Source organism: Amycolatopsis jejuensis (genome assembly GCF_000717335.1).
GTDB lineage: Bacteria > Actinomycetota > Actinomycetes > Mycobacteriales > Pseudonocardiaceae > Amycolatopsis > Amycolatopsis jejuensis.
Genome location: NZ_JNYZ01000010.1, coordinates 97,266 through 109,188, shown reverse-complemented (window position 1 = coordinate 109,188; position 11,923 = coordinate 97,266). Strand labels below are relative to the sequence as shown.

At 70.8% G+C, this 11,923-nt stretch carries 9 protein-coding genes; 3 read left to right on the top strand and 6 right to left on the bottom strand.

Going from position 1 to position 11,923, the window contains the following annotated elements:
• The gene (locus OO71_RS14130; protein ID WP_033290215.1) at positions 1–1,056 is read left to right on the top strand and encodes an ABC transporter substrate-binding protein; all 1,056 of its coding nucleotides are present in this window, start codon (positions 1–3) and stop codon (positions 1,054–1,056) included.
• A gap of 74 nt (positions 1,057–1,130) precedes the next feature.
• Entirely contained in the window at positions 1,131–1,865 is a 735-nt protein-coding gene (locus OO71_RS47360) for a GntR family transcriptional regulator (RefSeq protein WP_156096293.1), read from the top strand.
• Between the two features lie 4 nt (positions 1,866–1,869).
• On the opposite strand, the gene OO71_RS14120 is transcribed toward OO71_RS47360, so the two are convergent.
• The 6 genes from OO71_RS14120 to OO71_RS14095 form a co-directional block, all read right to left on the bottom strand.
• Positions 1,870–4,071 (bottom strand): arylsulfatase, encoded by a 2,202-nt coding sequence (locus OO71_RS14120; RefSeq protein WP_063740069.1) that lies wholly within the window; start codon positions 4,069–4,071, stop codon positions 1,870–1,872.
• Between the two features lie 17 nt (positions 4,072–4,088).
• The gene (locus OO71_RS14115; RefSeq protein WP_051791536.1) at positions 4,089–5,498 is read right to left on the bottom strand and encodes a sulfatase family protein; all 1,410 of its coding nucleotides are present in this window, start codon (positions 5,496–5,498) and stop codon (positions 4,089–4,091) included.
• A 302-nt stretch (positions 5,499–5,800) separates the two neighbouring features.
• A complete protein-coding gene (locus OO71_RS14110; protein WP_051791535.1) occupies positions 5,801–7,231 on the bottom strand; it encodes an amidase in 1,431 nt (476 codons plus the stop codon).
• Entirely contained in the window at positions 7,228–7,515 is a 288-nt protein-coding gene (locus tag OO71_RS14105; protein WP_033290214.1) for a protein-tyrosine phosphatase family protein, read from the bottom strand. The genes OO71_RS14110 and OO71_RS14105 overlap by 4 nt, the downstream gene beginning before the upstream one ends.
• 5 nt (positions 7,516–7,520) lie before the next feature.
• A complete protein-coding gene (locus OO71_RS14100; RefSeq protein ID WP_033290213.1) occupies positions 7,521–7,898 on the bottom strand; it encodes a cupin domain-containing protein in 378 nt (125 codons plus the stop codon).
• Positions 7,899–7,966: 68 nt separating this feature from the next.
• Complete coding sequence (locus tag OO71_RS14095; protein ID WP_033290212.1) at positions 7,967–10,951, bottom strand: ATP-binding protein; 2,985 nt, start codon at positions 10,949–10,951, stop codon at positions 7,967–7,969.
• A gap of 103 nt (positions 10,952–11,054) precedes the next feature.
• Here OO71_RS14095 and OO71_RS14090 point away from each other — a divergent pair, with 103 nt between their 5' ends.
• Entirely contained in the window at positions 11,055–11,918 is an 864-nt protein-coding gene (locus OO71_RS14090; protein ID WP_033290211.1) for an LLM class flavin-dependent oxidoreductase, read from the top strand.
• Positions 11,919–11,923 lie beyond the last annotated feature (5 nt).

Below are 11,923 nucleotides of genomic sequence, written 5' to 3'. Positions count from 1 at the left end.
ATGACCTATACCGATCTCAGCCGCCGGTCCTTCCTCGGACTCGTCGGCGGGGCTGCCGCGCTGACCGCGCTCACCGCGTGCGGTGCCGGGCCCGCCGACGGCCCCGGTGCCGCCGGTGGTGCCGCGCTGCCGTTCCAGCTCGGCTTCCTGCCCGACGTCGGCGCAGGCGGGTACTGGCTGGCCGACGACCGCGGGTTCTACCGCGACGCCCACCTGACGCCGGACTTCCTCGCCGGCGGGCCGAACGCGCCTGCTCCCGAGGTCGTCCTCAACTCGGGCAAGGCCATGCTGGCCAACGAGTCCAACACGGTGCGGCTCTTCGAGTACCTGAGTGCGCACAAGGACGTCGTGCTCATCGGCACGCAGTACCAGGGGCAGCCCAACGGGTTCCTGTCGCTGGCGAAGCGCCCGGTGCGGACGCCTGCCGACCTGCACGGCGTACGCATCCTCGCGGGTCCGAAGAACCGGCCGAACATGAACGCCCTGATGAAGATCAACAAGGTCACGGATTTCTCGTTCGTGCCCTCGGGTACCGACGTCGGCCCGCTGCTGCAGGGCGAGGGCGACGCGTTGCTCGCGTTCGCCGACAATGCGCCGATCGTCTTGCAGCAGCAAGGGATGACCGAGGGCAAGGACTACGTCTTCACGCCGTTCAGCGACCTGAATTACCACCTGCTGGCCGGGGCGATCCTGGTCGGCCGCAACTACCTGGAGGCCAACCGCGCGAAGGTGGTCGACTTCATGCGCGCGACTGCCCGCGGCTTCCAGGCCTTCATCACCGAGCCGGACGCCGCCGCCGAGCTGGCGGTGAAGAAGTACGGCAAGACGCTGGGGCTGAAGCTCGACCAGCAGAAGGCGGCGGCGCGGGCCCAGGTGCCGTACCTGTCGTCGGACCTCACGCGGAGCAACGGCCTGCTCACCCTGGACGTGGAGAAAATCAAGACCAAGGTGTACCCGACGATGACCGCTTCGGGGATCGCGAACCTGCCGGAGCTGGGCTCGGTCACCGACGTGAGCATCCTCGCCGAGGTGTTCAAGGGCGGTCCGGCGCTGTGACCTCCGCGGGGCCGGGCGGCACCCGCGGTATCGTGACCCGGCTTCCGCTGGGCGGAAAGGGAGGGGTGGCTGTGATGGCGATGGTCCGCACGCTGAAAGCACAGGCAGCCGCTGCGCTGCGGGAGATCATCCGGGACGAGTACCGGCCCGGTGACCGGCTCCCACCCGAGGCCAAGCTGGCCGAGCGCATCGGGGTGAGCCGCAACACCGCGCGCGAGGCGCTGGCCGACCTCGTCGTGGAGGGGCTGGTCGAGCGGAAGTGGGGCGTCGGCACGATCGTGCGGGAACGCACCGGCCCGGTCACCGTGAGCCTGAACGAGATCCTGTCGTTCCAGCAGGTGATCGACGGGCACGGGCACGAAGCGACGCTCGCGCACGCCGCGGTCGAGCCGATGACGTCCGACGAGGGCCTGGAGAAGCTCTTCGACATCGCCCCGGGGACCGCTTTGTGGCTCGTGGAACGGGTGTTCGCGGTCGACGGCACGCCCGCGGTGCTGATCCGGGACTACGCGTCCACCCACTATCACGACGAGGAGTTCGATCCGCGGTCGCTGGTGGACGTCGGGGTCTCGATGCTGGACGTGATCCGCGAGCAAACCGGGCAGCGCATCGCCCGGCTGCAGGGGGCACTGGACCCGGTGCTCGCCGACGGGACCACGGTCGCGCTGCTCGAGGTACCGGCCGGGTTCCCGTTGGTGCGAGTGAAGCAGGCGTGTTTGTCCGCGCACGAGACGGTGCTGTTGCATACCGAGGTGTATTACCGCACGGATGTGATCACGCTCGGGTTGAATCGGGTTGTTCGCGGCTGAGGTTTTATTGGGTTGCTTCGATTTCGGTGGCCACTTCGCGGGCGGGTGCGCGCCGGGTGAGTGTGAGGGTCACGCTCTCCAGCGCGTCCGGCGGGATCGGGAATTCGCCTTTGTACGACGTCGAGACGTGGCTGACCGCGTCCCGTCCGCAGTCCAGTCCCCAGAACGACGGGTGGGACAGCGTCCGCGGCAGTGTTGCCTCGCCGACCACCCGGTCGTCCTGCCACAGCGATACTGCCGAGCTGCCGTCGGGCCGGGGTTCGAGCGTCACGCCGAGGGTGTGTTCGCCGTCGGGGGCCGGTTCCGTTGCCACACAACGTACCCGGGCGTCCGGCAGCAGGTGCTCGAACACCAGCCGACCTTGCTGCACGTACAGGCTGTACCCGCCTTGCGCGCTCCCGCTGGACAGCAGGACGCCGTCGTGCCGAGCGCGCAGCCGTGCGGTGATTCGCAGCGCGCCGCGGGTGCCGGTGACCTTGCTGGCCACCGGAACGTGGCCGCTCTGCGGGTACAGCACCAGGTCGCCGCGGCCGGCGAGGCCGACCGAGCCCCCGCTGATCAGCTGGATCAGCGACCGGTCGTCCAGCGGCAGTACCTGGTTGCGCTCGGCTTCCCGCCACCACGCGGCGACGAGTTCCTCGAGTTTGCCCGGCTGTTCGGCGGCCAGGTCGTGGTTCTCGGCGAAGTCGGACGTGGTGTCGTACAGCCGCCAGGTGTCGTTGTCGTAGTCGGTGCCTGCGGTGTGTTCGGTGACGGCTTTCCAGCCGCGGTGCCAGATTGCCCGGTGGCCGAGCATTTCCCAGTACTGGGTTTCCCTCGTGGCGGCGGCCGGATCCGCGAAAGTGGCGGCGATGCTGGTGCCGTCCAGCGGAGTGTCCGAGGCGGTACCGGTGAGGTCGAGGACGGTGGGGGCGAAATCGATCGCGTGCACGAACTGCGTGCGGACCTCGCCCTTGGCCTCGATCCCGGCCGGCCAGGAAACCACCAGCGGCGAGCGCACCCCGCCGAGGTCGACGAACTGCTTGTACCGCCGGAAGGGAGTATTGCCCGCCATCGCCCAGCCTTCGGGGTAGACCGACGGGCCCTCGTGGCTGCCGATCACGCCGAGGTCGCCGAGCTGCGCGGCAACCGGGGGCCGGACGCCGCTGTAGGTTTCGTTGGTGCTGACCGAACCGTGCGGTCCGCCCTCGCGGCTCGCGCCGTTGTCCGAGCACACCACGACGAGCGTGTTGTCGCGCAAGCCGAGGCGCTGCAAGGTCGCGAGCACGCGGTCGAGCTGGGCGTCGGTGTGTTCGAGGAACCCGGCGAAGGCGGCTTGGAGGTGCGTGTACAGCGTCCTGGCGTCGGCGTCGAGCTCGTCCCACGGCTGGACCCCTGGGTTGCGTTCCGCGAGTGCGGTTCCCGGCGGGGTCAGGCCGTTTTCGATCTGGCGGCGCAGCCGGTCGGCGCGGGTCGCGTCCCAGCCCTTGGTGAACGTGTCGACATAGCGCTCCACGTACTCGCGTGGCGCCTGGTGCGGCGCATGCGTCGCCCCGAAGGCGAGCTGCAGGTAGAACGGCTGCTCGCCGCGGAAGGTCGCGTGGTCGGTGAGGTACCGGATGGCGCGGTCGGCCAGATCGGCCGACAGGTGGTAGTCCGGGTCGGCGGGCGGGTCGACCTGGTGGTTGTCCTCGATCAGCTCGGGCGTGTACTGGTCGGTGCAGCCGGTGAGGAACCCGTAGAACCGCTCGAACCCCCGGCCGAGCGGCCAGTTGTGGTACGGCCCGGCGGGCGTGATCTCGGCCAGCGGGGCCAGGTGCCACTTGCCCACGAGGTAGGTGCCGTACCCAGCGGCGGACAGGCGTTCCGGCAGCGTCGGCACCTCCGGGTGCACGCGGCCGCGGGAGTTGGGGAACCCGGTGTCGGTGTCGGCGAGGAACCGCATGCCGGTGGCGTGGTGGTTGCGGCCGGTGAGCAGGCACGCGCGGGTGGGCGAGCACAGCGGGGTCACGTGGAAGTTGCGGTACCGGAGGCCGTCGCGAGCCAGTGCGTCGATCGACGGCGTGCGGATTTCCGAGCCGTAGCACCCGAAATCGGACCAGCCGGTGTCGTCGAGCAGGACGAGGAGAACGTTCGGCCTGCTGCCGCGCGGCTGGTCCGGCGTCCAGTACGGGGTCGACTCGGCGGCGGTCCGTCCGATGCGGCCGGCGAAATCGGGCTCGGTCAAGGAAATTCCCTTCGCGGTCACAGGTTCGCGAGCCACGCGGGCTCGTCCACGACGACGTGTGCACCCGGTTCGCGCCATGCCTCGTCGCCGTTGTGGCGGGGCAGTTCCGCCGCGCGCAAGCCGGAGAACCGCGGGTCGGTGTACTCCTCGAAGTAGCGATCCAGGTCCTCGGTGAGCTTTTTGACCAGCTCCTGATGCTCCGGGCAGGCGTGGAGGTTCGTGGTTTCGCGCGGATCGGCGGCAAGGTCGAACAGTTCGTGCGGTCCGCTGGGATGCCGCCGGACGAGCTTGTGCTGCGGCGTGCGGATCATCCGCGTGGTGCCGTACTCGCCGTGGACGGCGTCCGGCCAGCCGGGAATTGCCTTGCCCACGGCCAGGTCGCGGAAGGATCGGCCGGGGTAGCGCCGGTCGGCCGGAAGCGGTACCCCGGCGTGCTCGGCGATGGTGGCGAACGTGTCGAGATGGGTCACCGGTTCCTGGCGGACCTGCCCGCCGAGCAGGGTCCCGGGCTGGTTGAGGATCAGCGGGACGCGGATCGACTCCTCCAGCATGTTGTACGGGATCGTCGCGTTTCCCTTGCCCCACAAGCCGTGGTGGCCCGCGTTGAGGCCGTGGTCGGCGGTGTAGACGACGAGCGTGGACTCCCGCAGGCCCTGCGCCTCGAGTTCGTCCAGGAGACGGCCGACCTGCTCGTCGACGTCGGTGACCGCCGCGTAGTACTGCGCGAGCGCTTCCCGCGGGTTCGCTCGGGTGCCGTAGACGGCCTCGGAGCGCAACCGGCCGAAGGGGTACGTGATGTCGTCGGGGATGTCGTCGAAGTGGCAACCGCGGTAGGAGTCGACGAGCCGTTCGGCGTGCCCCAGCCAGGGGCTGTGCGTGGCGAAGTAGCCGACGGTGAGGAAGAACGGACGTTCGCCGTCGCGGCGGCGCAGGAACTCGACCGCGCGGTCGGTCATCGCGTGCCGGTCGTAGCCCGGTGTTTCCCGCTCCGGTTCGGTCGGCCACGGCGCGAAACAGGGGAGCGGGCGCGGCACCGGACCGGAGCGTTCGTACCAGAAATCGAACCCGGCGGGCGGCAGTTCCCCCACCGGCCCGAGATGCCATTTGCCGGACAGCCCGGTGACATAACCCTGGTCGTGCAGCAAAGCGGCGAGCGTCGTCTCGTCCTGCAGCCACGGAGTCGCGGCGACCTCGGGGTCGCGGCCGGCGAGGTAGTCGTGCACCCCGTGCTGCGACGGCAGCCGCCCGGTCCAGAAACTGGCGCGGGCAGGCGAGCAGACCGGGGTGGGGGTGAACGCGTTGGCCATCCGGACCCCGGTGCCGGCGAGGTGGTCGAGCGTCGGGGTGCGGACCTCGGAGTTCCCGTAGCAGCCCGCCGCCCACTGCCCGTGATCGTCGGTGAGCACGACGAGGACGTTCCGCTGCATGCTTCGTGCTCCTTCGGGGCTTGGGCGGGTCACCTCCATTTAAGCATAAAGATTGGACCTCTGTAACTCTCACTGCGGGATGGGGAGGTCCCGCTCTCGAAGTGCACCTCGATCATGCGCATTTCCTGGACGTCGGCGCTCGGTGGTCGCGGTGCTGTTCGCGGAGGTAACGGGTGCGTTCGCGCAGGAGGGCCGTCGCGCGACCGGCTCGGCGCCGACGTCGCGATCGGGTTTCGGTCCTCGGCAACGGAAATCGGGATCCGAGCCGGATCAGGGTGGCCTTCGTTGGCACAACGGAATGATCACTGCAGCCGTGCCTGGCATTCCTCCAGCGCAAGGGCCCACGGGCGGGCCTGTTCGAGTTGGGAAGCGAGCCGGAGCAACGTGGCTTCATCACCGAAACGGCCCAGGAAGTGCACCCCGATCGGGAGGCCGTCGCCGTTGCGCCACAACGGGACTGACATCGCCGGGTTGCCGGTGATGTTCGCGACCACCGCCGGGTACCCGACCGTCGGCGCACCGCGTTCCAGCGCGCGCATCGGTTCCGCCAAGGTCGAGGTGATCTCGCCGATCAGAGCGGGCGGCGCGGACATCGTCGGGGTCAGCCAGGCGTCGTAGCGGGACAGGAACTGTGCGACCACCCGGGCGAACGCCTGCAGATCCTCCACGGCCAGCAGGTAATCGGCGGCGCTCACGCGTTGTCCGGCGGTCCAGTACGCGTACGTGAGCGGCTCGAGTTCGTCCGGGCCAGGGTGGCGGCCCAGCTTGCGGATCCAATAGCCGACGATCCACGCCGTCGCCGCATTGAACATCGTGCCGATTGCGTCGCCGACCGGTGGGGTCAGGCCGGGCAGGTCGGCTTCTTCCATGGTGTGGCCGAGGGAATCGCAGAGCCGGACGGCGTCGTCCAGAGCAGCGACGCAGTCCGGGTGTCCGGTGGATCCGTCCGGCAGGCGCGGGCTGAAGGCGATCCGCAGGCGGCCCGGATCGGCGCCGACCTCGGTGGCGAACGGGCGGTCGGGTACCGGCGCGGGGTACGGGTCGCCGAGCGATGGTCCGGCGAGTGCGTCCAGCAGGGCGGCGCTGTCGCGGACCGACCTGGTCAGCGCGTGCTCGACGGCCCAGCCGCCCAGTACGTCGCCGTACTCCGGGCCGAGGGGGACCCTCGCGCGCGTCGGTTTCAGCCCGAACAGCCCGCACGCCGACGCCGGGAACCGCAGCGAGCCGCCGAGGTCGTTGCCGTGGGCCATCGGCACGAGACCGGCGGCGACCGCGGCCGCCGAACCGCCGCTGGACCCGCTGGTCGAGTGGTCGGTGGACCACGGGTTCCGCGTCGGCCCGTGCAGTACCGGCTCGCAGGTGGGGACCATGCCGAACTCCGGCGTGTTCGTCTTGCCGACCAGTACGAGACCGGCCCGCCTCAGCCGCCGCACGAGCTCCGAGTCGTAGCGGGAAACGTTGTCCCGCAAGAAGGCCGACCCCTCGGTGAAGCGGACTCCGGCGACCTCGGCGACCAGGTCCTTGACCAGGAACGGCACTCCGGCGAAGGGACCGCTCGCGGTGGCGGCTTCGGCGCGGGCCGACTCGAACATCGGGGTCACCACCGCGCCGAGCAGCGGGTCGAGCCGCTCGATCCGGGTGATGGCCGCCTCGACCAGGTCCGTGGCGGTGAGCTCGCCGCCACGGACCAGCGCGGCTTGCGCGGTGGCGTCCAAAGTGGACAGGTCGGTCATCCGGTCACCGTCCGGGTTCCGCGCACGGCGTGGATTTCGCCGAGCGGTTCGATGCGGGCGGCGGGCAGTCCGGCGTCGGCGATTGCGGCCCGGAACCCGGGATCGGTGCTGAACTTCGCGAACTCCGCGCGGTCCGGGCAGGAGTCGTACACGGTGATCCCGCCGTCGCGGACGACGCAGGCGTGCAGCACGATCGCGTCGGCCGGGAATCCGGCGAGAAGCTTGTCGTAGGCGGGCAGCAGTTCGTCGGACGGTCCGTCGAAGTGGTAGGCGGCGAGGAACATCGGGGTCACCTTGCCTTCGCCGCGGCGAGGTTGCGGCCGACGACGTCCATGGTGGCGCCCAGCGCGGTGGTCGGGCTGAACTCCACGACCTCGGTACCGGCGAAGATCAGCGGCAGGTGGCCGGGTGCACCGTAGTAGGCGTCGCCGGTCTGGAAGACCTCGTCGTGATCGGGGTAGCGGAAGACGATCTTCCCGCGTACGACGGTGCCCCAGTGCGGGCACTGGCAGCGGTCGTCCGGCAGCCCGCGGAACAGCGGAGCCGGGTCGACGTCGGCTTTGTAGGTTTCGTAGCCGACGGTGTACTCGCCGAGGTCGACATAACGGCCTTCGATCTCGGGTTCGTCGACGGACAGCGGTGCTTCGGCTTTGCTGGTGCGCGGCATCGGAGGCTCCTCACGGCCGGTGGATGTGTGCACCGGGTAGGCGTGAGGTCGGATCGCACGATGTGCGGTCAGGTGTGCCAGGCGTGTGCGGTCTCCGGTTCGTACACGCAGCGGGTGCCGGTGCGGACGGTGTTGCGCAGATGCCGTCCGAGGTCGGGATGCGCCCGGCCGATCCGCTCGATAGCGGCGTGAATCCGCGCGGTGACGGCGGTACGGGCGCGTTCGGCCGGTATTCCTGCGCGACGGGCGCGGCCGCCGATGGCGTAGGCGGCTGACAGTTGGTGCAGCAGGGCTTCGCGTTCCTCGGCGATCTTTGCTGACCTTGGCGCATCTCCGGCGGCGTCGGCGGCGTCGGATGCTGCGTCCAGTTCCTTCAGCCGTCGGCGGTAGGCGGCGCGGGCAGTGGCATCGACGACCTCACCCAGGTCGCCTTCCACAGGCGGACGGACGGGGGTCGCGAGGTCGATGGCGGCCACGGCGACTCCCGGCTGGGCAAGCAACCGCGCCAGGTCTTGGAGGCCCTTGGCGTCCGGGAGCCGGACCTCGCGGCTGTCGAACCGGAGCAGCCACACCTCGCCGTCGCGGGCGAAGGTGTCCACGCCGGGCGTCGACCCGGATTCGGTGCGGATTCGGGCAGCCAGCGCGGTCGCGCCAATCGATTCCGCTGCGGCGACGGCGCGGTCGCGGTGTTTCGCGGCCGCGTGGGGGTCGCCGAGCGCGTGGGCCAGCAGCGCGAGATGCCGGTGTACCGGACCCCGAATGGCCGCGCCGATACCTTCGACCACGAACAGGTCCGCGTAGGGCAGCAGCCAGTCGTACAGCGGGCGGGCCAGCGGATGCGGGCCGGTCAGCGCGATCGTCTCGGCGGCTTGGGCCAGCATCGGCAGCCATTCGGAGTCTCGGGGAGCGTCGGGCAGCCGCGGGGCAACGGCGGAGAGCCGGTCGCGGGCCTCGGCAGGCCGGTCGAACTGAGCGGCCAGCAGCGCGAGCGTCACCTGCGGCCAGAGTCCGGGAATTTCGTCGAGCGCGACCTGCGAGGTGAACCGGGCCAGCGCTGCGCGGTCCCCGTCGTCGGAGAGCAGGCACCAGCGCTGGGTGGCGGCGAGCATGATCGCGTTCGCACTGCCGGATTCGCGACCCAGCTCCTCGGTGCGGTCGAGCAGCTCGGCGGCGTCGTCGTACCGGCCTTCCAGCAGCGCGCGCATGCCACGCCACAACGGCGGGTACCAAAGGTAGAACGGCTGATCCAGTACCTGGGCGAGGCGGTCGAAAGCGAGCACCTCAGCGTCGGCGACCGCCCCGGTTTCCAGCAGCGCGACCAGCCGCAACCGGCGGCCGAGCAGTTCGAGCACCGGATCGCGCAGCCCGCGGGCGAGGGCGATGATCTCGTCCGCCCAGCCGAGCCGGTCCGTGCAGTTCGCGGGTCCGGGCTTCGCGTCGCAGAGCGCGGCCAGCGCCTGGGCGAGGGCGGCCGGATCGCCGACCCGGCGGGCGACCCGCACGGCTTCCTCGGCGAGCGCGAGCCGCTGGTCGTCCGGTTCGAGAAGCGTCGTCGCGACCGACAGCCGCGCGATGACCGCTGCCCGCAACGCCGAATCTTCCTCCGGCAGCGCTGCCCGGGCGCGTTCGAGGAGGTCGACCTGCTGGTGGTCGAGCAGGTCGACCTCGATGCCCGTCGCGCCCGAGCCGAGACCGAGTGCGGCGCGGGCGAGGAGGTCGGGCCGCGCGTCGGAAAGCCTTGCGGCGGCGAGGAAATCGGCTCGCGCGCCGACGCGGTCACCTGCGCCGAGCCGGGCCGTTCCGCAGGCGAGCAACAGCTCGGGGTCGTCGCCGGGGGCGGCTTCGCGGGCGCGTTCGTACCACGCCACGGCCTCGTCGTGGGCCAGCAGCGCGGCGGCTTGATCCCCGGCGAGCCGGGCAAATCGGGCGGCAGCGAGGGCATGTTCGGGACCTGCTTGCAGGTAGTGCTGGGCGACCTGGGCCGGACCGAGGTCGCGTCCGCGTTCGGCGTGGCTCGCCAGCACGTCGGCGGCTTTGGCGTGCAGCTCGGCGCGTTCGGCCGCAGGTATGGCGTCGTACACCGCGTCGCGCAGGAGCTGGTGGCGGAACGCTGCGGTACCTGCGTCGAGCTCGCCCAGCAAACCCGCCGCCGACGCCTCACCCAGCAGCGCCCGGACTCCGGGCAGCGCGACCCCGGTCAGGTCGGCGAGGACGTCGAGCCGGAACCGCACGCCGAGTACGGAAGCCGCGGTGAGGGCGGTCGCGCATTCCGCTCGTAGACCGGCCGTCCTGGCGCGGACGACTGCGCGCACAGAGGCCGGGACACCGGAACCGTGCCGCACGAGTTCAGTCACGAAAAACGCCTCGCCGCCGGTGCGGGCGACGATCTCGCGGACCTCGTCGGCGTCGGGTTGCTGCCCGGTGGCCGCGGTGACGAGCTGGGCCACGTCGGCGTCGTCGAGCGGTCCGACCGGGATGCACAACGCGCGGCCGAGCAGCATTGCCCGGGTCTGGGTGCGGCCGTGCCAGGAATAATCGTCGTCGCGCGCGGTGGCGACGACGACCACTGGCGCCGTCCGGATCGTCGCGCTGACTTCGGCGAGCAACCGCTGCGACGACGCGTCCGCCTCGTGCACGTCGTCGAGCACCAACAGGAGCGGCCTGGTAGCGGATTCGGCCCGCAGTACCGCGGCGACGTCCCGCGCGAGCTGCCTCCGTGACTCCTCGGGATTGCCCGGCCGACTCTGCACCTGTCCGGTGACGATTGCCCGCAATTCGGGCGACGATTGTGCGATCCGGCCACCCTGCACATCCGCGACCAGATCGCGGAGGATCTGCGCCCACGGCCCGAAAGCGTCGGGCGGGCACCAGGCCCAGACGGTACGGAAATCCTGCGCGGTACCGGCCACTTCGGCCGCGATCCGGGTCTTCCCGGCTCCGCCGGCGCCGGTCAGCAGCACGAGCCCGCCGCGCCCGGCGCGCGCAGCGGCCAGTACCGCGGCGACCTCGCGAAGCACCGCGGCACGCCCGACGAACGGCAACGGTTCGACCATCGTGCTCAACTCCTCGCGATGACGGTAGGCGCGTGCACGGCGTCGCGAAAGCCGCAGTTGTGGCACGCTGCCGAGGAAGCACTCCGAGGCCGAAGGAGCCGTGATGTCGTTGTTGTTCGGTGCCAACGTGGACCCGCTCTGGCAGAACGGGGACGCACCGCTGCGCCAAGCCCTTGCCGCGGAGGAGTACGGACTCGACCTCATCACCATCCAGGACCACCCGTACCAGGTGCGCTTCCACGACACCTGGACGCTGCTCACGTTCCTGGCCGCCCGCACCGAGCGCATCACCTTCGTACCGACCGTGGCGTGCCTGCCGCTGCGGCCGCCCGCGATCCTGGCCAAGGCCGTCGCGAGCCTGTACCTGCTGAGCGGCGGCCGGGTGCAGCTCGGCCTCGGCGCAGGTGGGTTCTGGGACGCTATCGCCGCAATGGGCGGCCCGCGCCGGACGCCGCGCGAAGCGATCGATGCGCAGGAAGAGGCGATCGACGTCATCCGCGCGATGTGGAGCGGCGAACGTTCGGCGCGAACCGACGGGTCGGTGTACCGGCTGTCCGGCGTCCACCCCGGCCCGCCACCCGGTCCGGATCTGGGACTGTGGCTGGGTTCCTACGGACCGCGAGCGCTCAAACTCACCGGCGCCCGCGCCGACGGCTGGCTCCCGTCGCACGCCTATCTGCCGCTCGACGCACTCCCCGCCGCCTCCGCCCGCATCGACGAAGGTGCCCGCGCCGCCGGTCGTGACCCGTCGGCGATCCGGAAGGTCTACAACATTTCGGGCACCATCGCGGACACGTCGTCGAGCGACCCGTTCACCGGCACGGTCGCCCAGTGGGCCGACCAGGCCGCGACCGCCGCCGACGCCGGGATCACCGGGTTCGTCTTCTGGCCTGCCGGGGACTACGACGGCCAGATGCGCCGGTTCGCGGAGGAAGTGGTACCCGCGATCCGCGCGCGGCTCTCGTGACACCG

What these genes read in the sequence shown, in the direction of transcription:
- OO71_RS14130 (WP_033290215.1), top strand. Translation starts at nt 1, where the DNA reads ATGACCTATACCGATCTCAGCCGCCGGTCCTTCCTCGGACTCGTCGGC.
- OO71_RS47360 (WP_156096293.1), top strand. Translation starts at nt 1,131, where the DNA reads ATGGCGATGGTCCGCACGCTGAAAGCACAGGCAGCCGCTGCGCTGCGG.
- OO71_RS14115 (WP_051791536.1), bottom strand. Translation starts at nt 5,498, where the DNA reads ATGCAGCGGAACGTCCTCGTCGTGCTCACCGACGATCACGGGCAGTGG.
- OO71_RS14110 (WP_051791535.1), bottom strand. Translation starts at nt 7,231, where the DNA reads ATGACCGACCTGTCCACTTTGGACGCCACCGCGCAAGCCGCGCTGGTC.
- OO71_RS14105 (WP_033290214.1), bottom strand. Translation starts at nt 7,515, where the DNA reads ATGTTCCTCGCCGCCTACCACTTCGACGGACCGTCCGACGAACTGCTG.
- OO71_RS14100 (WP_033290213.1), bottom strand. Translation starts at nt 7,898, where the DNA reads ATGCCGCGCACCAGCAAAGCCGAAGCACCGCTGTCCGTCGACGAACCC.
- OO71_RS14095 (WP_033290212.1), bottom strand. Translation starts at nt 10,951, where the DNA reads ATGGTCGAACCGTTGCCGTTCGTCGGGCGTGCCGCGGTGCTTCGCGAG.
- OO71_RS14090 (WP_033290211.1), top strand. Translation starts at nt 11,055, where the DNA reads ATGTCGTTGTTGTTCGGTGCCAACGTGGACCCGCTCTGGCAGAACGGG.